At 59.0% G+C, this 22,962-nt stretch carries 19 protein-coding genes and 3 pseudogenes; 6 read left to right on the top strand and 16 right to left on the bottom strand.

From position 1 onward, the window contains the following. Window positions 1-5 precede the first annotated feature (5 nt). The 5 genes from LQ249_RS14640 to LQ249_RS14620 all read right to left on the bottom strand — a co-directional run bounded on the left by LQ249_RS14640 (window position 6) and on the right by LQ249_RS14620 (window position 4,427). On the bottom strand, window positions 6-1,085 hold the full coding sequence (locus tag LQ249_RS14640; protein ID WP_232566591.1) for a polyamine ABC transporter substrate-binding protein: 1,080 nt from the start codon (window positions 1,083-1,085) through the stop codon (window positions 6-8). 60 nt (window positions 1,086-1,145) lie between these two features. After that, window positions 1,146-1,487 carry a cupin domain-containing protein gene (locus LQ249_RS14635; protein WP_017845707.1) on the bottom strand — a complete coding sequence of 114 codons (342 nt, stop codon included), beginning with the start codon at window positions 1,485-1,487 and terminating at the stop codon, window positions 1,146-1,148. Window positions 1,488-1,513: 26 nt separating this feature from the next. Then, a complete protein-coding gene (locus tag LQ249_RS14630; protein ID WP_017845706.1) occupies window positions 1,514-2,920 on the bottom strand; it encodes an NAD(P)/FAD-dependent oxidoreductase in 1,407 nt (468 codons plus the stop codon). Between the two features lie 168 nt (window positions 2,921-3,088). Then, a complete protein-coding gene (locus tag LQ249_RS14625; protein ID WP_104903136.1) occupies window positions 3,089-3,517 on the bottom strand; it encodes a hypothetical protein in 429 nt (142 codons plus the stop codon). Between the two features lie 82 nt (window positions 3,518-3,599). After that, window positions 3,600-4,427 (bottom strand): helix-turn-helix transcriptional regulator, encoded by an 828-nt coding sequence (locus LQ249_RS14620; RefSeq protein ID WP_046383340.1) that lies wholly within the window; start codon window positions 4,425-4,427, stop codon window positions 3,600-3,602. A 257-nt stretch (window positions 4,428-4,684) separates the two neighbouring features. On the opposite strand from LQ249_RS14620, the gene LQ249_RS14615 reads away from it, so the two are divergent. Further along, the gene (locus LQ249_RS14615) at window positions 4,685-4,957 is read left to right on the top strand and encodes a DUF1652 domain-containing protein (protein ID WP_017845703.1); all 273 of its coding nucleotides are present in this window, start codon (window positions 4,685-4,687) and stop codon (window positions 4,955-4,957) included. Window positions 4,958-5,049: 92 nt separating this feature from the next. Here LQ249_RS14615 and LQ249_RS14610 read toward each other — a convergent pair whose 3' ends face one another. Further along, entirely contained in the window at window positions 5,050-7,494 is a 2,445-nt protein-coding gene (locus LQ249_RS14610; RefSeq protein WP_057004052.1) for a UvrD-helicase domain-containing protein, read from the bottom strand. A 218-nt stretch (window positions 7,495-7,712) separates the two neighbouring features. Between LQ249_RS14610 and LQ249_RS14605 the strand changes: the two genes are divergently transcribed. Further along, entirely contained in the window at window positions 7,713-8,408 is a 696-nt protein-coding gene (locus tag LQ249_RS14605; protein WP_057004051.1) for a pirin family protein, read from the top strand. Between the two features lie 55 nt (window positions 8,409-8,463). Here LQ249_RS14605 and pgm read toward each other — a convergent pair whose 3' ends face one another. The 4 genes from pgm to LQ249_RS14585 form a co-directional block, all read right to left on the bottom strand. Further along, a complete protein-coding gene (pgm, locus tag LQ249_RS14600; RefSeq protein WP_046484153.1) occupies window positions 8,464-10,110 on the bottom strand; it encodes a phosphoglucomutase (alpha-D-glucose-1,6-bisphosphate-dependent) in 1,647 nt (548 codons plus the stop codon). Window positions 10,111-10,214: 104 nt separating this feature from the next. Then, a complete protein-coding gene (locus tag LQ249_RS14595; RefSeq protein ID WP_169864516.1) occupies window positions 10,215-11,621 on the bottom strand; it encodes an aminotransferase-like domain-containing protein in 1,407 nt (468 codons plus the stop codon). Between the two features lie 36 nt (window positions 11,622-11,657). Continuing rightward, window positions 11,658-13,094, bottom strand: coding sequence for a hypothetical protein (locus tag LQ249_RS14590; protein ID WP_046484150.1), 1,437 nt, complete (start codon window positions 13,092-13,094; stop codon window positions 11,658-11,660). Between the two features lie 705 nt (window positions 13,095-13,799). Beyond that, complete coding sequence (locus tag LQ249_RS14585; RefSeq protein ID WP_017845697.1) at window positions 13,800-14,822, bottom strand: zinc-dependent alcohol dehydrogenase family protein; 1,023 nt, start codon at window positions 14,820-14,822, stop codon at window positions 13,800-13,802. A gap of 269 nt (window positions 14,823-15,091) precedes the next feature. Between LQ249_RS14585 and LQ249_RS14580 the strand changes: the two genes are divergently transcribed. Continuing rightward, window positions 15,092-16,006 (top strand): LysR substrate-binding domain-containing protein, encoded by a 915-nt coding sequence (locus LQ249_RS14580; RefSeq protein ID WP_057004049.1) that lies wholly within the window; start codon window positions 15,092-15,094, stop codon window positions 16,004-16,006. A 43-nt stretch (window positions 16,007-16,049) separates the two neighbouring features. Here LQ249_RS14580 and tnpB read toward each other — a convergent pair whose 3' ends face one another. The 4 genes and pseudogenes from tnpB to LQ249_RS14560 all read right to left on the bottom strand — a co-directional run. Then, on the bottom strand, window positions 16,050-16,358 hold the full coding sequence (gene tnpB, locus LQ249_RS14575) for an IS66 family insertion sequence element accessory protein TnpB (RefSeq protein ID WP_046383331.1): 309 nt from the start codon (window positions 16,356-16,358) through the stop codon (window positions 16,050-16,052). Further along, on the bottom strand, window positions 16,355-16,687 hold the full coding sequence (gene tnpA / locus LQ249_RS14570; RefSeq protein WP_232566590.1) for an IS66-like element accessory protein TnpA: 333 nt from the start codon (window positions 16,685-16,687) through the stop codon (window positions 16,355-16,357). Before tnpA ends, tnpB begins: the two co-directional genes overlap by 4 nt. Before the next feature lie 143 nt (window positions 16,688-16,830). Continuing rightward, window positions 16,831-17,175: pseudogene (locus LQ249_RS14565) on the bottom strand (MFS transporter); the annotation flags it as partial. Continuing rightward, window positions 17,164-18,372 (bottom strand): annotated as a pseudogene (locus tag LQ249_RS14560) (condensation domain-containing protein); the annotation flags it as partial. The pseudogenes LQ249_RS14565 and LQ249_RS14560, both read right to left, overlap by 12 nt. Window positions 18,373-18,832: 460 nt before the next feature. Between LQ249_RS14560 and LQ249_RS14555 the strand changes: the two are divergent. Next, window positions 18,833-19,438, top strand: coding sequence for an ATP-dependent Clp protease proteolytic subunit (locus LQ249_RS14555; RefSeq protein ID WP_169881115.1), 606 nt, complete (start codon window positions 18,833-18,835; stop codon window positions 19,436-19,438). Between the two features lie 389 nt (window positions 19,439-19,827). Here LQ249_RS14555 and LQ249_RS14550 read toward each other — a convergent pair whose 3' ends face one another. Together LQ249_RS14550 and LQ249_RS14545 are read right to left on the bottom strand one after the other, a co-directional pair. Further along, window positions 19,828-20,382, bottom strand: a complete 555-nt coding sequence (locus LQ249_RS14550) for a hypothetical protein (RefSeq protein WP_232566589.1) — start codon at window positions 20,380-20,382, stop codon at window positions 19,828-19,830. 285 nt (window positions 20,383-20,667) lie between these two features. Then, window positions 20,668-21,561 (bottom strand): DMT family transporter, encoded by an 894-nt coding sequence (locus LQ249_RS14545; protein WP_232566588.1) that lies wholly within the window; start codon window positions 21,559-21,561, stop codon window positions 20,668-20,670. A 157-nt stretch (window positions 21,562-21,718) separates the two neighbouring features. Between LQ249_RS14545 and LQ249_RS14540 the strand changes: the two genes are divergently transcribed. Further along, window positions 21,719-22,300 carry a helix-turn-helix domain-containing protein gene (locus LQ249_RS14540; RefSeq protein ID WP_232566587.1) on the top strand — a complete coding sequence of 194 codons (582 nt, stop codon included), beginning with the start codon at window positions 21,719-21,721 and terminating at the stop codon, window positions 22,298-22,300. Window positions 22,301-22,418: 118 nt separating this feature from the next. Further along, window positions 22,419-22,877 (top strand): annotated as a pseudogene (locus tag LQ249_RS14535) (tyrosine-type recombinase/integrase); the annotation flags it as partial. Between the last annotated feature and the right edge of the window lie 85 nt (window positions 22,878-22,962).

The raw sequence follows: 22,962 nt of genomic DNA, 5'->3' as shown, positions 1-22,962 counted from the left end.
GTTCTTCAGCGCCCGGTACGAATGGTGTTCCACACCCGCGTGCGAACCCGGTCGATATTCAGCGGCATCGCTTCCAGCGCGAACAACTTGCCCATCATTTCCGCGCTTGGGTAGATCTTGGTATCGGCCTTGATTGCCGGGTCCACCAGGCTGTCCGCCGCACTGTTGCCGTTGGCGTAATGAACGGAGTTGGTGATGTCGGCCATCACTTGGGGCTCCAGCAAGTAGTTCATGAAGGCATACCCGGCCTTTTCATCCGGGGCGTCGGCGGGCATGGCCACCATGTCGAACCAGATCGCGGCGCCTTCCTTGGGGATCTGATAGCCGATGTTCACGCCATTCTTGGCTTCCTTGGCGCGGCTTTCGGCTTGCAGCACGTCGCCGGAGAAACCGACGGCCACGCAGATGTCGCCATTGGCCAGGTCGCCGGTGTATTTCGAGGAGTGGAAGTACGCCACGTAGGGGCGAACTTTCATCAGCAGCGCCTCGGCTTTCTTGTAGTCCTCAGGCTTCTTGCTGTGGGGTGGCAGCCCCAGGTAATTCAGAGCGATCGGCAACAATTCCGGGCCATTGTCGAGGATGGCCACCCCGCATTTGCTGAGCTTTTGCATGTATTCGGGCTTGAAGATCAGGTCCCAGGAATTCACAGGCGCGTTATCGCCCAGCACTGCCTTGACCTTGTCGACGTTGTAGCCGATGCCGGTGCTGCCCCACAGGTACGGGAAGCCGTGGGCGTTGCCCGGGTCGTTGTTTTCCAGGGCCTTGAGCAGCACCGGGTTGAGGTTCTTCCAATTGGGCAATTGGCTCTTGTCGAGCTTCTTCAGGGCGCCGCCCTGGATCTGCCGCGCCATGAAGTGGTTGGAGGGGAACACCACGTCATAGCCGGAGTTACCGGTCATCAACTTGCCGTCGAGGGTTTCGTTGCTGTCGTACACGTCGTAGCTGAAACCGATGCCGGTTTTTTTCTGGAAGTTCTTCGTGGTGTCCGGCGCAATGTAGCTCGACCAGTTGTAGATCTTCACCGTCTCGGCGGCCTGGCTGACAGAGGCCACCAACATCAAGGGCAACAGGGCAATGGCTTTCATGGTTCGATTTCCTGGCGGTTTTAGGGCTGTTTTTATGGCAGGCGATCAAGGATCAAAGCGTTACAGGATCAATACATAGGTCTTGCGCACGGTTTCCTGGATATCCCAGGTTCCGCTGCTGTTGGCCGGCAACATCAGTGCATCGCCGGCTTGTAGGTGGACGATTTCACCGTCGTCAGGGGTGAAGGTGCAGCGGCCCTGGATAAAGTGGCAAAACTCCTGGGCTTTGATCTGCCGGCGCCAGCGGCCGGGGGTACAGGCCCAGATACCGGTTTCGACGCCGTCGCTGCGCTCGACGCTCAAGCTTGACGCCACGGCGATCGGCTCGCCCAGGGGCACGGCGACCGGTGACGAATCCGGCAGATGGGCATTCAGCGCGTCTTTGAATTGAGTGATGCTCATGGGGCTACCTGTGTGAGTGGAACGGCTCAGTGCATGAAACTTTCCATGAACCCGGCCACGCCGATCGCCAACTTGCGGCGCCAGGGCGCGGTATTGGGGTTGGCCAATACCTGGTCCTCATGGACAAAACTGCGAATGATCGCGTTGTAGCCCAGCCAGCGGCACGGCTCCGGCTCCCAGGCCTTGAGCGCCTCCAAGCCACGCTCGCGGATCACCCAGGGTTGATGGGTCAACGGCGTCTCCTGGCCCAGGATCAGGTCGGCCAGGGTGCGGCCGCCCAGGTTGGTGGCACCGACGCCCTCCCCGCCGTAGCCGCCGGACAGTGCGATGCCGGTGGCGTGATGGCAGAGCATGTGCGGTCGGAACTGGCGCGACATGCCGAGGTTGCCGCCCCAGGAGTGGGTAATCCGCACGTTTTTCAACTGTGGGAACAGCTCGCCGAACAGGTAGCGACGCAGCGCCACTTCGCTGTCGGTCAAATCGAAGTCGTGGCGCAATTTGCCAGCAAACTGATAACCGCCACGGGCACCGAACACCAGACGGTTGTCGGCCGAGCGCTGGCCATAGGTGACCTGGCGGCTGCTTTCGCCGAAGGCCTGGCCATGCCTCAGGCCGATTTCGTCCCAGGTGCTGGCGGGTAATGGCTCGGTGGCGACGATCAGGCTTTGCACCGGCAGTTGGTAGCGACCCAACGGCGCCAAGGTGGTCGCGTAGCCCTCCACGGCCGGCACCACCCAGGCGGCACGCACGCCGGCTTTTGCAGTGCGCAGGCGGCCGGACTGCCAATGGGTAACGGGGGAGTTTTCGTAGATCTTGACGCCCATGCGTTCCACCACCCGCGCCAGGCCGCGGACCAACTTGGCTGGGTTGATCGTCGCCACATGGGGCGCATAAACCGCGCCAAAGGGCTTGGCGATTCGCAGTTGCTCAGCCAGTTGTTGCGGGTTCAGCCAGCGGTAGTCGGCCTCGGTGAGGCCTTGGGCGTAGAGCTTGTCCAGATAAAGGCGCAGGCTGCTTTCCTGCTCGGGGTAACGCGCGGCGCAGTACAGGGCGCCGCCCTTGCGGTAGTCGCAGTCGATGCCTTCGCGGGCCAGCACCTGCGCCACTTCGTCGGGAATGCCGTGCAGCAGGTCAAACGAAGCACGCCGCTGCTCGGGCGTGAGGCCGGCGAGTAAACGGTCTTCCCCCAACAGGTTGCCCATCAACCAGCCGCCATTGCGCCCGGACGCGCCGAAACCGGCGGTTTGCGCCTCGATGATGGCAATGTTCAGCTCGGGCGCCTGGCGCTTGAGGTAATACGCGGTCCACAGACCGGTGTAACCGGCGCCGATGATGGCCACGTTGACGTCCAGGTCGTGCTCCAGAGACGGCCGCGCCAGCAGCGGGTCGTCCAACTGGTCCATCCATAAACTGATAGTGCGCCATGCCGGCATGCCAGGTTCCCCTACCTCGTTTCGATAGGCTGGATCCTAGAGCGGGATGTCAGGGGCTGTCTTGCGCGCGTGCACGCAGGGAAATGTTGGCGCGACCTGCTGCCCCGTCAACGCCGAATGATTGGCGCTAACCGACGCGGGCAGAGGCTGCGGGGCCGACTATTTATTCTACCCCTTGAAGGCGTACTGGACGTTTACGATAGTCGTTCGACCGCCAACACTGAACTCACAACTCACTACCCCGAATAACTGTTTAAGGGGGATGCTCCTGGTGAGCGACACCTCGCCTTTGTCAGCTGTATAGCTGTTACCGGTTTGATGGTCGACGTAAATAACATCTTTAACACTCTCCCCGCCCACCTGGTATTTACCCGTCGAAATGGTGGGCGGTGTGAGTTGCACTTGAACCGCTTCGAATTTATCCGGGTTCTCGTCAACGGTTCGGGCACCGAAAAACCTCAGCGCACCGTCTTGCTCATCCATATACACACGGTCCGCTTGAAAGGTGTGACCCGTTCCGTCGATGTTAATGATTCCGTCCATGCGGCCTTCACTCTCTGGACCGTTCGGGTGGGCGGATTTATTGTGCTTAGACATAGCGACACTCCAACTGAAAGAAAAGATGCCTGGGCATTACACTACGAATCCGCGAATGAAAAACCTGTCGAACATGACAGGTTTAACCCACATCTTTTTTATTGCCAGTTGATCTAGCCGACTCGCCCTCAAAGCGCCCTTTAATGTAAGCCTTCGGCGTCAGGCCGGTGTGCTGGCGAAAAGCGCTATAAAACGCCGATAACGAATTGAACCCCGCCGCATAGGCCAAGTCGTCCACGCGTATGGGCGGCCTGGCTTTATCCAGCGCAGCCAGCAAATGCACGAGCCGAGCCTGATTGACATAGCGATAGAAGGTTTGCCCGAGGACTTGATTGAGCAAGTAGGAAATCTGATTGCGACTGTAACCGCACTCCTTGGCAACCCGTTGCAGGTCCAACTCCGGGTCCAGGTAGGGTTGTTGCTGCTGGAAGTAGTGCTGCAGGTCGTTGGCCATATGCCCTAGTTGCTGGGGCGACAGGCCCAGGCGGCTGACGCTCGGGCGCGTGGTTTGGGGGCTGTGCTCATGCACCAGTGACGCATATTCGTTGACCCGCCAGATCAGCCCGTCGCGCACGGTGATGGCCTCACTGGTACGGAACGACACCAGGCCCTGCCCGCCGCGCAGGGTGATGCGGTACTGGATGAACGCGGTGTCGCCATCGGCGCGAATGCGGTCCATGTGCTCGATGGCCTCGTCGGGCCCGCGCGGCATGCTGGCTTGCAGGTACTCGCGCAGTTCGGCGTAGCCGACGACGCGGTTCTGGAAGAAGTCGTGGTACTGGATGTGCGGATGGTAGTAAGACATCACGCCATCCAGGTCACGATGACGCCAGCACAGGTGGTGGCGCGTCACTAGCTCGCGCGTGGCGTGGGTGTGCTGGCAATCATCGTCCGCGGCGGTGTGGGGCATGCATGGCTCTACGACGGGTAAAAGGTGGAGGTTGCCGAATTTCAGCGCTGCCATCAATGGCCGACGGCAACTTCTGACTAATGGCCTTTTGCCCAGCCTTTAGCAAGACATGACACACGTCAAGCTATAGGAAAAGAACCGCCGAACGGGGCGAAAAAACTGCCCTTGCATTTATGAACGAATGCTATTTTTACACTCTCACTCGCTGTGACCAGTGACGGTCATGGCCCCCTGCCGCGAGCTAAAGGAAGCGCTCAATGAACAAGGTGGGCAACATGAACAAAGTGACATTCCCCAACGCCTGCCAGCTGATGCGCTGGCATTTCCATCCCATGGGCTTCGAAGGGAGCATGGACGCTCCCGGCAGTATGGTCGCGCGTCTGTTCGACCGCGCCAGCGGCGAGACGCTGATCGCCATCGCTGGCATCCCCTGCGCCACCGTGATGAATGCTACCGATGTAGAGCGCATCATCGAAGCGGTGGAAGCGGAGCTGGAGTGTTTTGTGCCGCCACATTTGTTAAGGGCTTGAACACGACCAGCGGTGCGCCAGTCGAGCGGTCTATCGACTGATGCACCGCTATTGCGGGCAAGCCCCTACATAGGGCCTGTGCCAGGCAGTGCTTAGCGCTGATCGTCAAAGAACGCTTTCCTGGCGTCGACCCGCTCCGAGGCCTTCGGCACATTCACGGCCTGGCCCTCGGGTTTTTCCACATACCAGTAGCAATGGCTGACCGCGCGGGTAATGCCGACATACGCCAGGCGCAGCACTTCGTCTTTTTGCGCGTTGTCGTAGGGTTCGGTGTCGCCGGCCTTGCCCAGGCCCGCCATGCGGTACACCTGGTTCTTGTACGGCGAACGGGTGACATGCTGGCAATCCCCAAGCAGGAACACCGCATCCGCCTGCAGGCCTTTGGCGCTGTGATAGGTCAATTGCTTGAGCCTGCGCGCCGCGGGCGGCAAGCTAGAATCCACATTAACTACAGATTGAATATGCTCATTAATCAATAACTTATCGCTACTTTTTCGATACAACATTAACACCGAATCACCCTTTTGATAGTGCTCCTGCAGGCGCCGGCCCAAGGCCGCATCGTCGCGTTCCAGTACCGTAACGGGCACCAACGCCTTGGGTATGCCGCTGGCTTTGGCCTTCTTGCCGGGGATCGCCGGCGCGGCGCGCACAATGTGTTCGGCGGCATCGATGATGTGCTGATGGCTGCGATAGTTCTCGCCGAGCATGACGCGGGTGGTACTCGGTGCCGGGAATTCCTGGTTGAACTGCATGAAGTACTTCGGCGAACTGCCGCGCCAGCCATAGATCGACTGCCAGTCATCCCCTACGCACAGCAGTGACGAATGCTGGGCGCCGCGTCCTACATGCATGGCTGGCCCACGGCTGCGGATTTCACGCAGGCTGGCGCGCAGCCAGGAGACGATCTGCGGCGAGACGTCCTGGAACTCGTCGATCATCAGGTGTGACAGCGGCCGCAACAGGGGGTCGCTGAGCAACTTGAGGTTTTCCGGGGTGTTTTCGCCAAACAGCGAGAACATGCGGTTGTAGGTCATGATCGGCGGCGACTGGTCGAGCAGATGATCTTCCAGAGCTTTCCAGAAAATGCTCAAGGCCTCGAAGAAGGCGCGGTCCGGATCGTCTTTGGCGAAACTCATCTGGCCCACGGCACTGGGCACGTCCAGACCGAGGTTCTCGATGAAACCTGCGGCCATGACAAAACAGTCCAGCAACGGCGCCGACGCCAGCTCGCCTTTGACCTTGTAATCGAACCCCGGCCCCGCACTGGCGTCACCGGCCAGGCTGCTTAAAAGACGCTTGGACGACTCATAACTATCCAGCCATATCAAAGGCTTACGGCAGAATGCTTGAAAAAGGGTGCGCTTGACCGCCCATTCCGCACGCACCGACAGCTTGGCATTGGGGCGGCTGAGCTGGGCGTTTTCCCGCGAATCGAAGCCCAGCACGACCCAGGCATCCAGCTCGGGAATATAGCCATGGCAATGGAATTGCGCGCCATTGATCTCCACGGTCTGGCGACTCGGCTCGATCCCTTTGATCGGCCAGGCGCCCGCGCGAAACCACAGGTCTTCAATCACGTCACACAGCTCTTCATCGCGCTTGGCGGCCAGTTCTGTCACGGCCATGCGCTTCTGCACGTCCGGGTGATCACGCTCCAGCTCCTTGAGCTGCAAACCATGGCGCGCCAGCGGTGCAATCAGTTCGCGAAAGCGCGTGTGCTGGCCGTACAGCCGGTGGTAGCAGGCGTTCATCTGCTGGCGTTGCGCCTCGTTGAGGCGCAGGTCGAACGGGTTGCTGTCTGCGTCCTCGAAGCCCGCACTGAGGTTCTCGAACGCCTGCAGCCGCTCGAAGCCCGGCAGGCTGCGCACCATCGGCAGGATGCGCGAGTGAAAGGTCCGCACCACGGCCTGGGCTTCTTTGATATCAAGAGGTTGCCCCCATAAGCTGAGCACTTCCATGAGCTTGTTGATGAAGTCCTTGCGCGACTCACGGGTGAACGTCACCACGGTCATCGAGCTCAGCTCGAAACCCAGGTAATGGGTGAGCAGCAGGATACGCAACACCAGCGAGGTGGATTTGCCCGCACCGGCACCGGCGATCACCGAGGTGGACGGCGTGTCGCTGAAGATCATCTTCCATTGGGCGGCGCTGGGCTGCGCGTGAGCCGGCAGCAAGCGTGCCACATCGGCCTTGATGCGTTTTTTCAGATCGGCCGTGAGGGGCAGCCGCCAATCATCGAACAGGTTGTCATCCACCCCCGGCGCACGGTGTTCTTCCGGGCGGAAGTCGCGAATCAGCAGGACCTGCCGGCCTTCTTCGATGCCGTCGGCCTTGCCCTCGCGATAGCCGTACTCCACACCCGCCTCGTGCCCACTGCGAAAACCGTCGGCCTGCCCATGCAGCCAGGAGAACCGGTGTTGCGCGCGCAAGCGGGTCAAGCCATGCCCGAACAAGCGGGCGGCGAGCCGTTTCAACCATGGCATTTCGGCCAGGGGGCGCAATTCAGGGGGCAGATCAGGCTGTTGCTGCGGCACGCGGACTCCTGCGATGAGCTGGGTGTTGACGAGTGCGCCATGGTCGCCGGAATCGCCGCGCAGTTCCAGCCAATTGCTTTGCCGTCATGCAGTTAGGCGATGAAGTGAAAGTCAAAGCATCCGAAACCAATCCAATTGATCGATAGGAATAAGGCATTTTTTACGCTTTTTATCGATCATGCACTGTTGGATGATGACCCCATCAACTGGAGACGATCATGCTCGAATTACGACCTTTCACCGCCCTGGGCGGCGCCCATCATGGCTGGCTTGACGCCCATCATCACTTTTCATTCGCTGAGTACCACGATCCCCAGCGCATGCACTGGGGCAACCTGCGGGTCTGGAACGACGACATCATCGCGCCCGGCACCGGGTTTCCCCAGCACCCGCATCGCGACATGGAAATCATCACCTATGTGCGCGAAGGTGCCATCAGCCATGCCGACAACCTCGGCAACAAGGGCCGCACCGAGGCGGGTGACGTGCAGGTCATGAGCGCCGGCACCGGGATTGCCCACAGCGAATACAACCTGGAAGCCACCCCCACCAAGATTTTCCAGATCTGGATCATCCCCAACGAAGCCGGCCTGCCGCCGTCATGGGGCGCCAAGCCGTTTCCGAAAGGTGACCGCGAAGGGTTTGTGACCCTGGCCAGCGGCAAGGCCGGTGACAGCGAGAGCCTACGCATTCGTGCGGATGCGCGCCTGGTGGCGGCCAACCTGAAAGCCGGGGAAACTGCCGAATACCGCCTGGACAGCGGGCGTCGCGCCTACCTGGTGCCGGCGACGGGGGTGATTGAGGTCAATGGCTTGCGCGCGCACGCGCGAGACGGTGTCGCGGTGGAAGATGAACAGCTGTTGCGCGTGACCGCGATAGAAGACAGCGAGATCGTGCTGGTCGACCTGGCCTGATCTCGAGGCGAAATATAGGCGCGGGCTGACCCGCGCCTATATTGACTGAGGCGTGTCAGCCAGCGCTGATTGCACCGTCAACCAGTACCTGCGCCTCTTGCACCAGTTGCTTGAGGTGATCTTCACCGATGAAGCTCTCGGCGTAGATCTTGTAGATGTCCTCGGTGCCCGATGGCCGTGCGGCGAACCAGCCGTTTTCGGTCATGACTTTCAAACCGCCGATCGCCTGGTTGTTGCCCGGCGCATGGCTGAGGATCTGCTGGATGCGCTCCCCGGCCAATTCGGTGGACGTCACCTGCTCCGGCGACAGTTTGCCCAGCAACGCCTTCTGCGCCGGGGTGGCCTTGGCGTCGACGCGAATCGCGAACGGTTCGCCCAGAGCGTCGGTCAGGCCACGGTAGATCTGGCTGGGGTCCTGGCCTTTGCGCGAGGTCATTTCTGCCGCGAGCAGCGCCGGGATCAAACCGTCCTTGTCGGTGCTCCACACGGTGCCGTCCTTGCGCAGGAACGAAGCGCCGGCGCTTTCCTCACCGCCAAAACCCAGCGAACCGTCGAACAGACCGTCGGCAAACCACTTGAAGCCGACCGGCACTTCGTACAGGCGCCGTCCGATGCGCGCCGCGACGCGATCGATCAAGCCGCTGCTGACCACGGTCTTGCCCACGGCCGCATCGGCGCGCCAGCCGGGACGGTTCTGGAACAGGTAGTCGATGGACACGGCCAGGTAATTGTTCGGCGCCAACAGGCCGCCGGACGGGGTGACAATGCCGTGGCGATCGTGGTCCGGGTCGCAGGCGAAGGCCACGTCGAAACGCTCCTTGAGTCCGATCAAGCCCTGCATGGCGTAGCTGGACGACGGGTCCATGCGGATCTGGCCATCCCAGTCGACGCTCATGAAGCGGAAGGTCGGATCGACTTCGGTGTTGACCACGTCCAGGTTCAAGCGGTAGTGCTCGGCAATCGCCGACCAGTAGCGCACCCCGGCGCCGCCCAGCGGATCGACGCCCAAACGCAGGTCGGCGCTGCGAATGGCGTCCATGTCGATCACATTGATCAGGTCGGCCACGTAGCTGTTGAGGTAGTCATGGCGATGGGTGGTGTCGGCTTTGAGCGCTTGGGCGTGGGTGATGCGTTTGACCCCGGCCAGCCGATTGGCCAGCAGCTCGTTGGCCTTGGCCTCGATCCATTTGGTGACGTGGGTATCGGCCGGACCGCCGTTGGGCGGGTTGTACTTGTAGCCGCCGCTTTGCGGCGGGTTGTGGGACGGCGTGATGACAATGCCGTCGGCCAGGCCGCTGGTGCGACCGCGGTTATAGCAGATGATGGCGTGGGAAATGGCTGGGGTCGGCGTGTATTCATCGCCCTCGGCGAGCATCACATGCACACCGTTGGCCGCCAGGACTTCCAGCGCGCTGGCCCCCGCAGGCGTCGACAATGCATGGGTGTCGAGGCCGACGAACAACGGCCCGTCGATACCTTGGGCTTCGCGGTACAGGCAGATGGCCTGGCTGATGGCGAGCACATGCCATTCGTTGAAGCTCAGTTCGAACGAGCTGCCCCGGTGCCCGGAAGTCCCGAACGCGACGCGCTGGGTGGAGATCGCTGCATCGGGCTGACCGGTGTAATAGGCCGTAACCAGTCGCGGGATATCTACCAGCAACTGGGCTGGCGCCGGTTTGCCCGCAAAAGGACTGATTGTCATGCATAAACCTCGGAAAGAAGGATTCGGAAAAAATGACAGTTTACTGAGAGTTGGACTGCCGCGCGATGTTATAGATCCCACACCAGCAAGAGATTTTTCACACGCTAGGCGCTCTGCGCCTGCAACAAGGCCTGCGCCAGCGCATCCAATGCCGCGTCCAGGTTCGGGTGCCCGTTGAACGCATGGCTCAGCCGTAGTTGCTGATGATGCAAGCCACTGAGGCTGAACAATTCCCCCGGGGCAATCACCACCTGTTGCGCCAGCAGGCGCTGGAACACCTGGCGCATGTCCACCGGCACCGACGCGTGCAGCCAGAAACTCGCCCCGGCCAGCGGCATGCGGTAAGTCACCCGCCCTGCCAGGCGCTGATCCAGGCGCTGGCTCATGGCGTCGGCCTGTTCACGCAGGCGCTGGCGCAACGTCTGCAGGTGCTGGTCCAGCCGCCCGCTTTGATACAGGTGGGCAATTGCGCGTTGGCGGATCGACGACAGGCGAAACGAACGCAGCAGGAACTGGCGCTGCAGCTCACTGCTCAGGTGGCGTGACAGTACATAGCCGAACGGTGCTTCCGGGCCGAGTACTTTTTCGAACGACGAAAATACGATCAGCCGTTCGGGGTTGACCTGGTTGCGCAGCGCCGTGTGGTTCTGCGCAAAACCCAACTCGCCAAAGGTGTCATTCTCCAGCAGCCAGCAGCCATATTCTTCGAGCAACTGAGCCACCCGCAAGCGCTCATAGTTGAGCATGACGTTGCCCGACGGCATGCCCACCACCGACGACAGCAGCACCAAGTGGACGGGCTCATGGCGCAACAGGTGTTCGAGCCGCGCTAGGTCCAGGCGACCGTCGACCTGCCAGGGCAACTCAATGACGCGCACGCCGGCAGCCTGCAGCAGGCGCAGTATTAACCAGTCGCAGGGGGACTCGACCAATACCGCGGCGCCCTTGAGACCCAGTACATCAATGAGTATTTCCAATACACCGCGCAGATCGGCACCGATGTAGACGTCATCGGCCTGCCAGCAGCGGGTCGGCGATGAGGTGTAACGCGCCGCCAACGCGGCGCGCAGCTCCCAGACGCCGCAAGGCTGCGACCAGGGTTGCAGCTGGCGTGGGTGGCGGCGCACCAGTTGGCGTTCGAGCATCAGCAATGCGCCGTCCAGCGCTCCCAGCAGCGCCGGTTCATCGCCGCTGAGTACCACCATTCCGGGCCGCCGCGCCGCCGCATACAGGCGCTCCAATAGATCGGCGCCCGCCGCCATCAGCGGATTGGCTGCCACGGGCCAGGCGAAATAACCCGATTTGGCCACCGAATACACCCGCCCTTCCTTTTCCAGCAGGGAGTACGCGTATTGAATCGTCGAGATCGACACATTCAGGCGCGTCGCCAACTGCCGCAAAGAAGGCAGTTTGACGGGCATGTCCAGGCTGACTTCGTTGATCAGGTTGATCATGTAGCGGTACACCGCCTGGTAGGCGAAATCCGCCTGCCGCTCACCTCGCAGGTTCATGACTGTCTACCTGGACGCACACACCGACGCACCCGCCTAGCGCCCGAACAACTGAAACGCCCGCGCCTCGGCGTTGGTCTGCAGGCGTGCGGCCCGGCGCTTGCGCGCATCGGCGCCCTGTTCAACCGCCAACGGGCGCTTGCGGTAAAGGTGCTGGAGCAGAGGCAGCGGCAAGCCGCTGGTGTCGATCGCCCATTGCTGCAGCATGTCGGCAGCCGGCTTGCCCTGGAGCACCTTGTGCAACTCGGGGAGTGCCACCAGCATGCCGGGGTGGCATTGACGCAGGTAACCCTCCAGCCGCTCACCATGATGGATGAAGGGCGAGAACAACAAACAGGTCAACTGGGCCTCCTCCAGGCCAAAGAACTCTTGGGCGTAGGCCGTCGACTGCACACGCCCTTCCCCACCGCAGGCCTCTGCGATCAAATGTTCAGGAATTTGCCGGCGACACAGGTAGTCCATCGCCTGGCGCAGAAAACCCGCCACGCCGTCCTCGTAGGACAGCTCGCGCAGGCACTGGGCCTGCACCCCGCGCAGGTGAGCCATCAGCAGCGGGTTGGGGTAGGCCGGATGGCTGAAGTGAAAACCAAACGGATCGGGGACGTAGCCCAGGAAGTCGCTGAGCAGAGGGGTTGAAGCAACGTCGACGTTGTTAAGCAGGTCGGCGATACCAATGTAGGCCAAATGGCGGTGCCCACCCCGGCCGGGGCTCTCATGGGCAACGTATTGCTCGCCATAGAGGTCTTGATAACAGCCGTTGCTCCACTCCTCCATGCGCGCGAACAACCCGGTGAGCGAGGCCGGCTTGCCCGGCGCAGTGCTGACGCCGGCCGCTTGGGCCGCCTTTTTCAACCACGCCAGGTACTGGCTCTGCTTGCGCGGCGAATCACCGCTGACCAGCGCATGCACCCCTCCGTTCCAGGTGGTGACACGCTGGTAGAAATCCCCCAGGGACAGGTAAGTATCGTTACACAACGTCGCGCGAATATCCCCGGAGGTCAGGTGCCCCACCATCAGCATATTGCGCTGGCTGACCTCCCGGCCCGCACCTGAGGCCGGGCGCTGGTGGTTGAACGGCTGCACTACCTGGTTTTCCACCATCAGCAGCTCGACCCGCGGGTCGTCGTGGAAAAACAGTGTGCTGTAGCCATGCTGCAGGCTATCCAGCGTGGCCTGGGTCATGCCGGCATGTCGGAGCGTCGCCACACGCAAGTTGAAAGTCCTGGGCGCGCGGCCCGCGATAGTCAGTTGCGCCGCACGCAGCAGTGCCAGGGTATAGCTGCTGACTTCGCCGCCCCCATGGGCAACCAACACTTTGTAATCGCCCACTTGTTCCATGCCGCCGGCAGCCACGACAATTCGCTGAATCAATAATTGAAGTGCAGTACGTTCGGCGCGCGTGAAGTGCCCGACCAAACGTTGCAGAACTTGCTGATAAACATAGTTCATGGCTTGTTCGTGAATTGCGCTCATAGTTCTACTACCTGAGTTGAAATATCAGTTCCAAGTAACTGCCGAGGTTATTTGCTCGACCCATTAGATGCGTAGGAATGTCGTCACACCGCGTGGCGTAACGATAAATAAACCTTAGCACGCCGTAACAATTCGACAGGGAACGCCAATTGTGTGCCCTTCGCGCCGCCTCTCCTTGAGACCCTTGCGCCAGGGCGTCCTGGCTACCCTAGGACCGTTCCGACAATGCCCTACACCGGCTTAAGCAGGAAACTAAGGATGCATCCGACATAAAGAAAAGATCCAGTTCAACCAATCAAACTTCAATAAATTGGAGTTACCTATCCCAACAGCCGCACCCTGTCTCGCAGGCAAGCATCGCGATAATTTAATTTCATATGTATCAGGCCGGAACGTCAGACATTCAATCATTGCTCAATCCTTGAGATGAGAGTGAAGTCACGATTATCGGCACTGGCATAATGATTAACAGATACAGAACGCCGCAAGAAACCAGTTCAGATGGCAATTGGGCAAGCCGTTGATTACGCGCGCACACAGATGCCGCGCTGGAATACAGCGCGGCATCGGGGGGAAAGCTCGTGTTTTGCGGGGCCTGGCGCCCTGATGGCGGCTTAAACGCCGCGAGGGTTAAGCCCTGACAAATGGCGCATTTGCCCCATCCGTTCAGACGCCGGAGTATTCATTTGCGAATACTCCTACAGCTCAAACAGCTTCAACCTGCAATGCGACGCGCTCACGGCACGGGCATTCGTCCATGTAGCGGTGCGCTTCGACGAACTGGCTGAATGGAAACACAGTGGTTTTCAGCGGGACCAGCACACGGTCGGCGGTCATCTGGTTGATGTCGCGCAACGCGCGCTGCAATGCCACTTGGTCCTGGGCGATGCCCAGCTCCGGTTTGCCGGTGAAGTTGCCGATGCAATGCACAAAGAACTGAATATTCTTCTGGAACGCCGCACAGGCCGGGAATGGCGTCTGGTTGCCACCTTGCAGGCCATACAGCACCAGGCTGCCACGCGGCGCCAACACATCACCGAGTAACGACATCTGCGGGCCGCCCAAGCCATCGAACACCACGTCAACGCCGCGATTATCGGTGAACTTGTTGATTTGCATGAGCAGGTCCTGCTCTTCGGTGACGATGACCTTTTCCGCCCCGAGGGACAGCAGGTACTCGCGCTCCGCGCTGTCCTTGGTCGCGGCAATCACACGCACACCCAAGGCCTTGCCCAGTTGCACAAAGGACGGGCCGGCGCAGTGGCTGGCGTCGGTCACCAAGGCAAACTGGCCGGGTTTGACCCGCGCCAAGTCCACATATGCAAAATATGCAATCAACAGCGGCGTGTAATGCACGCTGGCTTCGATCGGGCTCAAGACATCCGGATAACGGGTCAACGCCGAACGGGGCAGGACGATTTGTTCGCCATATACCGGGTAATCATTGGGGCTCTCGGCGGGAAAACTGGCGACTTTATCGCCCACGGCCAAGTCATCCACGCCGTCGCCCAGGGCTACGACCACCCCGGCCATCTCGTGGCCAAGGCCGGACGGCAAACGTGCATGGGAAGACGCCAGGTTCTGGCGCCACAAAATGTCATACCAACTGATGCCAATTGCCTCGACTCGTACCTGCACTTCGCCCGGTGCAGGCTGCGCGGCTGCATGCTCTTCGCACTTGAGCACCTCAGCCGGACCAAACTTGTGAAAACGGATCGTGCGGGACATCGCAAACCTCGTCAAAGTAACCTCTATTGCCCTGAACTCTATCTGGGCTTTCCGGGTAAGACCACCGGTCGCCGTTAATAGTCGACATGTCTGTCATTGATTCCGCGACTGAGGAATAGACCTCAACTATCGTAGGAAAACTCAATTAGCCGGTGCAGAGTACCAGCCTTTCCCCGTAAGATTCATGCCGGTCATGCTCCGAGCATGGAGATCATAGGGATCATGTATGGCCGCTCTCGTCAAGTTTACAGACTCATCCAGGACACAAGATGAACCGTAACGACCTGCGTCGTGTCGACCTTAACCTCTTGATCGTATTCGAAACCTTGATGCATGAGCGCAGTGTGACCCGTGCCGCCGAGAAATTGTTCCTCGGCCAGCCGGCCATCAGCGCGGCACTGTCGCGCCTGCGCGGTCTCTTCGATGACCCTCTGTTTGTGCGTACCGGGCGCAGCATGGAGCCGTCGGCCCGCGCCGTGGAAATTTTCGCCCTGCTGTCCCCGGCCCTGGACTCGATTTCCACCGCCGTCAGCCGCGCCGCCGAATTCGACCCGGCCACCAGCACCGCCGTGTTCCGCATCGGCCTGTCGGACGACGTCGAGTTCGCCCTGCTCCCCCAACTGCTCAAACGCCTGCGCGCCGAAGCCCCCGGCATCGTGCTCGTCGTGCGCCGTGTCAATTACATCCTGATGCCCGGCCTGCTCGCCTCCGGCGAAATCTCCATCGGCGTCAGCTACACCGCCGAGCTACCGGCCAACGCCAAGCGCAAGGTACTGCGCCGCAGCCTACCGAAACTGCTACGCGCCGACAGCGTGCCCGGCGCCCTCAGCCTGGACGACTTCTGCGCCCGCCCTCATGCGCTGGTGTCGTTTGCCGGGGACTTGAGTGGGTTTATCGACGAAGAACTCGAAAAGCTCGACCGCAAACGCCATGTGGTGTTGGCCGTGCCGCAATTCAACGGCCTGGGCACCCTGCTTGCCGGGACCGACATCGTCGCCATCGTACCGGACTACGCCGCCGAGGCCCTGACCGCGGCGGGCGGCTTGCGAGCCGAGGATCCGCCACTGCCGGTGCGCTCGTTCGAGTTGCACATGGCATGGCGGGGCTCGCAGGACAATGATCCGGGTGAGCGTTGGTTGCGATCGCGGATTCAGATGTTTTTTGGGGACCCCGATAGCCTGTAATGAAGCTCCACTAAACTCCATAAAACCTTTCTATAACAACTACTTATTGATAATTTAAGTCCACTGCCGCCTGTCTAAATCCAATGTGCTCGGTGTCCAACTGCATTTCAGCTCCATGACGAATGCTTGGCCAGTGGAATTTGCCCTGGTTCAACCGACGAGCAGCCAGCCAGACACCGAAGCCGTCATGTACCAGAACTTTCATGCGAGTAGCGCGGCGGTTGGCAAACAGATAAGCACAGTGCGGCTTCGCCGCACCGAACACCGCGATCACCCTGGCCAACGCGGTTTCGGTGCCCGCTCGCATGTCCATCGACTCGGTAGCGAGCCAGATGAAGTCGATGCGGATCATCGCAGCAGGTCTCGAAGAAAGGTCGCGCAAGCAGCAGCATTTTCGGTTGGCCAGTTCACTTTGACGGTGCCGCGCGGGTGCTGGATCTCGACGTAGATATTCGACGATGTAGCTTGCGAACTTGCTCCGCCCAACTGCATGGGTAACGGAATAAATGCAGGTTGCAGCGCCATGCTTTTCTGCGCGTGCACCCGAATCCATTTGTGGACGAGGTTTGCGTTGAGGCTATGGCCGAGTGCGATGTTGGCAATAGAAGCGCCGGGCTGGGCACACTCTTGAATGACCTGGACCTTGAAGGATTTTGAATAGGAAGGGCGTGTTGGTTGCATGAAATATCCGCTTAAAAGGCTAGAACTGGTGCCCACTTAAATTTAAGTGCACACCATGTCTTGGCCTTGCGAGGCTGGGTGGATGACTTGGCCGGACGCATACACTCCTGATTACTGGCCAAGTGAATCGCCCCAAATGGCCTCTATCGCGCAAACGTTGATTGAGAGGCACGTGTCCTTAGCTCCGGTAGGAGCGAGAATAGTGCCAGTACACCTAGGCCAGCGCCAACCCAAAGCGCCCCCTGTAGTCCCAAGCCAGCTGCAATACCCCAGCCGCCGATCCACGAGCCGGCCATAACGCCGAGCATGATGCATGCCGTATGTACGGAGTTGACCAGCATGTTGTTATGTCCAACACGTGCCCCTCGGGTAATTAGGGCTGGGTTCATCGAAACACCGGTCAGACCGATTACCACCAGTGCCACGATGGCGACGGCTTTAATTTGGCCGAACAAAGCAAAGATCACCATTGCGGCAATTGCTGCCACATGCTTCGCGGCCGCTTCCATCGTGAAGTCTTCATCAAAAACATCACAGGCGTATTCGAAGTCCACCTGCACATCACTATGGTCATCGAACTCCGACACCCATATCGCCAGTGCATCCTGATCATGAGCATGGGTCTGCGCTACGGTTTCACAGGTTACGCCAGGGATCGAGACGGCCTTCGGCCAGCGCATATAGGAAATGGTGGTATCGAACAACGGCGCCGAGCCCTTGGCTACGTCCCCCAGCGGCACACGCTGATGGCGCAGCAACGTACGAATGCCTTGCCGCAATTGCGCAACAAACTCCTCGATGTGTTGGCCTGGAATAATCTCAACGCGCAACGGCAAAGTATTGGCGAAATGCCCAACCACCGCCTTGGCCCTGCGGTCAGCACGGTTCAGTACCGGAATCCCGAGCACGACCTCATTACGTTGGTGCACACGGGCCAGATAAAGCGCGATCGCGGCGCTGAGAAACAGGAACGGGGACTCGCCACGGTCTCTGATGGTGGCCAGCAGCGGCCGCTCCAGGGTGATAGAGTAACCAGCGTTACTCCGCGCGCCAGCAGCCAGCTTGCGGCTGAACAGGGCGGGCTCGACCCCACTCAATACTTGGGAAAAGTAGGCACGATCTTCCCTGTACGGTTCCAATTGCGTGTAGTCGTCGGCCTCAATGACCGCCAAAAAGGATGTCGCTTGGGTTTGCGTTTCCGTCACCGCATTTGCGGTCAATCTCAGGTATTCATCACGTACCTGACCCATGAAGTACTGCAAACCCCAGGCGTCGCATACAACATGGTGCGCCCGGACATAGACATACGTTGAATCACTTGCTCGAAGCAGGAACAGGTCAGCCAATTGGTTGCCGTCCAGGGCGTAACTGAAGCCAAACGCATTGCGCAACCAGGCCTGGATATCAGCGTCGGGATCATATTCATGCGTAAGGTCAAGGGTCGTTATCGAGACATCCAACTCGGCGGCGAGCCATTGAAAAGGTTCACCGTCTTCTTCCCCAAGACGCAGGCCGAAGGCATCGGTGCGTCTGGCAACAGAGGCCATTGCGTGACGCAAAGCCTGTTCATCCACTTCGCCAACGAGACGGTCGTAGCAGAAGAGCGTGTACTGATTGCTTTCGGGGAACTGAGCAGCGGCAACCCAAATGTCGCGCTGATAAGGCGATAACGGCTTACGGATCATCCCTGTATCCTCTTGAAGAAACTCCAAGGCGTGGAAGCACGCAATGCGCCAACATGCCAATCAGGCATTTGGCTCGTCCTCATCCTGAGTACGACTTTATCCGTCAGAAGAGTAGGAAAAACTTCCACGTCTCTGTAAGAACATTTCGAGCGTAGAAGCAAATTTTTCCTTTGCAAGCTTGCTTCGCATATTTTTTTGAAGCTGCCCATCGTGACGGCGCGATGCATTTTTGTGTTGCACTTGGCTGAAACTCGGAAGATCCAACGGTGAGTTTCGTCGGGTCGATGGCTCACCAAGGTTCTAGCAAGATGCCGCCAAAGGCTTTGACTTACATCCGGCCGAACGCCTAAAGTCTCAACGGTTTACGATTCGGGAGCTGCTTATGCTCCCTTCGGCCAGAAGGCACGCCCGTGGATATGGTTTGCCTAAAATGGAACTTTGAATAGGTCTGGGAGACGCTATAAACACCGACGAACAAGAGCAGGACAACAAAGAACAACAGGGCGCCGTCAGTGCCAAATTGATGGAGTATGCGATCAAGGCTCGTAAGGTATTCATCACGGGAGTGGTGGATGAGCGGATGGCCAAGGACGTTGTGCAACAACTGCACATTCTTGCGTCCATTAACGATGATCCTATTTACGTCTTCATCAATTCGCCGGGTGGGCATGTTGAGTCGGGCGACATGATCTTCGATGCCATTCGTTTTATTGCCCCGCCGGTGGTCATGATTGGCTCCGGCAGCGTCGCGAGTGCGGGCGCTCTGATTTACGCCGCAGCCAAGAAAGAAAATCGCTACTCGCTTCCGAACACACGATTCCTGCTGCATCAACCGTCGGGAGGCTTTCAAGGGCCAGCGAGTAATGTCGAGATTTATATGAATGAAATTGTCAGGATGAAAAAACGCTTGGACAAAATCTTCGCCCAAGCCACCGGACAAACGGCAGAAAAAATCAGCGCTGACACCGAGCGTGACTTCTGGCTCAATGCTGAGGAAGCATTGGAATACGGATTGGTCAACAGAGTCATTGTGTCGGAAAAAGAAATCACGCGACCGACCGCCTGATTGTGCAAAGTGGATTAGCCCCCACGCCTTGGGCGGAACCTGTCTCGCACTGCGTACCAGGGGGTTAGTTTTTTTATCCCGTGTCAAGCTCGGCGTTTTGAGCCTCATGCAAGCTTTCACATCACGCCGCCTGACCACAACCTATTCTCAGTCTCTCATCAATTTTTATTGGGCAATCGCTGTTGCAAGCCCATTAATAGAATTGGAATGGAGAAAAATGAGAGGTGCTTAAGCTCGCGTTCAAAAATGCATCGGTGTGACCGCGGTAGTTATGCAGTTATTCGGCGACGCAGAGTGGGTCGAGTGCTGTGCTGATGCCGGAGAAATTACCACACCTAAAGCCCCAATTTACCTACGCTGCCAGCATCCTTAGCAGCTTGTCACAATCATCAAAACTGAATGATGAATGTCGTCCCCACCCTTGGCGGCAGATCTTCGAAGAGCAATTTACTGGCTGCTGCTAGCTTTGGGTCTTTCAAAGTTTCTTCGCCCAACGCCAGCATCACGCTAAGTAAAGTGAGACTGAAAACCATAACAAGCGTACGAATTACATTCTCAGCGCTCAACGAGTCCGGTTCGACCCAGTGCCAAACCGTCAAAAATCCCAGTATCGCTCCTAGACCCGTTCTGCCTACGGTCAAAAAACTTCCACCAATGTCACCTAAAAAAAGATGCACAGCGTCGAGCCAACGCTGATACCGAACGGACATGAACCTCCACTTGTATTTAACAATTGCAGCCACCGCGAATGCTAAACACAGCCATGCGTAGTAGCCCATCAAAAAAGGTGCCGCGAGTAAAAGGTCCAGCATTGCCTTGAACTGTGCTGACGACTCTGAATTTAACAGAACTGGCACTCCTCCCAACGCGAAGGCGAGTGCCAGCTCCCGGGATGCCCTCACAACAACGTGCAACTTTGGACGTGTTTTTTTAACCTTGAACATATAAACCCTCATCGTGCGCAGTCGTTGGATCTGCGCTGGCTTTGCTCGGAGCGGCAACGATTAATGAAGACAACGAAAGCAGGCAACGGAGCTTACCGGGTTCATAACTGATATGTCCTGCCGAAATAGTCAAGCCGGCAGCTCGTTCAACCAGCAAGGTACGCCACCCCTCAAGGTCATATGACAGCACCTGCCACACCTGCCACAGGTAGCTGAGTTGGAACACTACCCAGGTCAATCCTGGCTATCCACGGCCGTCAAACATGGCGATAGTCACGCCCGGCCCTAGTTCGCTTCCTGACGCGGGGCACGGCCCAGCGACCAACCAAAATTCATGCCCGCCGCCGCCAGCAGGATCGCGCTCGCGCCAAGCACTTGCAGGGTGCTGAGCGGATGGGCGAAGGCAACCCAGTCGACCAGGATGGCGACGATCGGGTAGATGAACGACAGTGCGCCAACCAGCGCCGTGGGGATTTTCTGGATGGCGCTGTACAGCAGGGTCGACATGAGCCCGGTATGGACCACGCCGATAATGATCAGATATGTCCAGGCGCCCTCGACCGTATCGACCCTGCTGAAATCCACGAACGGGGCCAGGACCAGCACGCCTACCACCATCTGGATCAGCACGATCAGGTGCGCGGGCAGGTCCTTGAGGCGCTTGGTGATCGCCGCCGCCACGGCATAGAAGAAGGCCGAAGCCAGGGCCAGGCAGACGCCGAGCAAGTAGTCGGCACCGGTGGCCTGCCCACTGCCCTTGGCGGACACGATCAGCATCAGCCCGGCGAAGGCCAACAGCAGCCAGCCAACCTTGGCGGCGCTGAGGCGTTCAGCGAAAAACAGCACCCCCAGACCGACCAGTATGAACGGCTGAACGTGGTAGACCACCGTGGCAATGGCGATAGAGGAATGTTTGTAGGCACTGAACAGCAGCACCCAGTTGAGGATCAGCGCCACCCCGCCCAGGCATACCAGAATGAACTGCCGAGCGCTGATCAGGGACCGACGCAGCACCCCAAGCACCAGGCACGTGACCAGCATCGCCAGGGCGCCGAACAAACAACGCCAGAACACCACAGCCTCCGGGGCCTGCCCCGACATAATGACGAACCAGCCCACCGTGCCGGAGATGACCATGGCCGAGATCATTTCGAGCGTCCCACGGGATTGCGACTTCATCACTCACTGCTTCCTTGCTGTCGACATTGCCGTAACCTAAGCCGCCATTCGCGGACGCTGCCTCGGCAAAAAACGAACTTTATAATGAATTAATGACCACTATAATGAACACGGTGCCAAAGCGCGTCAACCCAGTTAAGGATGATTTATAAAACAAATGAACAACATAACGAACACCCTGCCGAGAAATAACCCGAGCCGAATCGATCTGCTGGCGCTTTCAATCAAACGCGAACGCTTGGCCGCAGGACTTTCCTTGACCGAGTTGGCGAAGCGCGCCGGGGTGGCGAAGTCGACCTTGTCTCAATTGGAGTCAGGAATCGGTAACCCCAGCATCGAAACCTTGTGGTCGCTGGCGATGGCAATGGGTTTGCAAGTCACCCGGTTCTTCGAGCAACCCCAACAGCCGTTGCGGGTGATTCGCGCCAACGAGGGCATGACCACCTATGCCGAGACTGCCAATTACGCAGCAACACTGCTTGCCGATTGCCAGGCGGGAGTACAGCGCGACATCTACCGGCTCAAGGTGCAGCCCGGCGAAGTTCGGCTGTCTCAGCCTCACCCAACGGGAACCGTAGAGCACGTAGTGCTGTGCAGCGGCAGCGCCCATATTGGCCCGGCGACTGGGCCTGTATTGCTGAATGCCGGCGACTACATCAGCTACCTGGCGAATGTGCCTCACGTGTTCGAAGCACTTGAGGCGGACACTACTGCAGTGATGGTGATAGAGCATTCCTGAGGTAGGCGCCATTTTTCGTTCGCTCGTGTATCACGAGCGACCTGGGGGCAACATTGGGGGCATATTTGAAATTTTTCTGCCTGAAAATGTTGTCCTAGAGCCCAGTCAAAATGTTTTTTGGGTGGGCGCTGATTGGCGTTATGTGGCGAGCAAGACCAAGCATCTGGACAAGAGCAAACACATCGTGCCGTTGCCTGAGCAAGCCTTGGTTCTGTTACGCGAGCTACATAAAACCCGCGTGGTGGATGAAGAAGGCAAAGGCTGGGTGTTCGTCTCGCCGGTCTATCCGGGACGTCCCATAAACCCGACCTCCATGCTCAAGTCCTTTCAGCGTATCTGGCCAGAGTACGACATCACTGCCCACGGCTTTCGCGCGACCTACAGGACCATTGCCCACGAGCACTTGGGCATCGATCCAATTGTGCTCGAACTGTCGTTATCCCACCGGATGCCGGGGGCGCTAGGGGCTGTATACGCGCGCGCCCAACTGCTGGTACAACGCAGGGAAGCGGCTCAACAATGGGCTGACTATTTAGATCAGTTGCGGCAAAACGCTGCGCGAATAACCACAGATTGACGATACAGCGAATAAAAATCAGGAGATTGGAGCGGGAAACGAGACTCGCATCTGGCGTCCTCCCCATTGACATCCATGGGATTTC

The organism is Pseudomonas sp. 7-41 (genome assembly GCF_021233075.1).
GTDB classification, from domain to species: domain Bacteria; phylum Pseudomonadota; class Gammaproteobacteria; order Pseudomonadales; family Pseudomonadaceae; genus Aquipseudomonas; species Aquipseudomonas veronii.
This window is presented reverse-complemented; position numbering and strand designations above follow the sequence as displayed.

Coding starts and splice junctions, on each gene's coding strand:
- LQ249_RS14540 (WP_232566587.1), top strand. CDS start 21,719: ATGAACAACATAACGAACACCCTGCCGAGAAATAACCCGAGCCGAATC.
- LQ249_RS14630 (WP_017845706.1), bottom strand. CDS start 2,920: ATGCCGGCATGGCGCACTATCAGTTTATGGATGGACCAGTTGGACGAC.
- LQ249_RS14580 (WP_057004049.1), top strand. CDS start 15,092: ATGAACCGTAACGACCTGCGTCGTGTCGACCTTAACCTCTTGATCGTA.
- LQ249_RS14625 (WP_104903136.1), bottom strand. CDS start 3,517: ATGTCTAAGCACAATAAATCCGCCCACCCGAACGGTCCAGAGAGTGAA.
- LQ249_RS14615 (WP_017845703.1), top strand. CDS start 4,685: ATGAACAAGGTGGGCAACATGAACAAAGTGACATTCCCCAACGCCTGC.
- LQ249_RS14550 (WP_232566589.1), bottom strand. CDS start 20,382: ATGTTCAAGGTTAAAAAAACACGTCCAAAGTTGCACGTTGTTGTGAGG.
- LQ249_RS14635 (WP_017845707.1), bottom strand. CDS start 1,487: ATGAGCATCACTCAATTCAAAGACGCGCTGAATGCCCATCTGCCGGAT.
- tnpB (WP_046383331.1), bottom strand. CDS start 16,358: ATGATCCGCATCGACTTCATCTGGCTCGCTACCGAGTCGATGGACATG.
- tnpA (WP_232566590.1), bottom strand. CDS start 16,687: ATGCAACCAACACGCCCTTCCTATTCAAAATCCTTCAAGGTCCAGGTC.
- pgm (WP_046484153.1), bottom strand. CDS start 10,110: ATGACAATCAGTCCTTTTGCGGGCAAACCGGCGCCAGCCCAGTTGCTG.
- LQ249_RS14590 (WP_046484150.1), bottom strand. CDS start 13,094: ATGAGCGCAATTCACGAACAAGCCATGAACTATGTTTATCAGCAAGTT.
- LQ249_RS14595 (WP_169864516.1), bottom strand. CDS start 11,621: ATGAACCTGCGAGGTGAGCGGCAGGCGGATTTCGCCTACCAGGCGGTG.
- LQ249_RS14605 (WP_057004051.1), top strand. CDS start 7,713: ATGCTCGAATTACGACCTTTCACCGCCCTGGGCGGCGCCCATCATGGC.
- LQ249_RS14585 (WP_017845697.1), bottom strand. CDS start 14,822: ATGTCCCGCACGATCCGTTTTCACAAGTTTGGTCCGGCTGAGGTGCTC.
- LQ249_RS14620 (WP_046383340.1), bottom strand. CDS start 4,427: ATGCCCCACACCGCCGCGGACGATGATTGCCAGCACACCCACGCCACG.
- LQ249_RS14545 (WP_232566588.1), bottom strand. CDS start 21,561: ATGAAGTCGCAATCCCGTGGGACGCTCGAAATGATCTCGGCCATGGTC.
- LQ249_RS14640 (WP_232566591.1), bottom strand. CDS start 1,085: ATGAAAGCCATTGCCCTGTTGCCCTTGATGTTGGTGGCCTCTGTCAGC.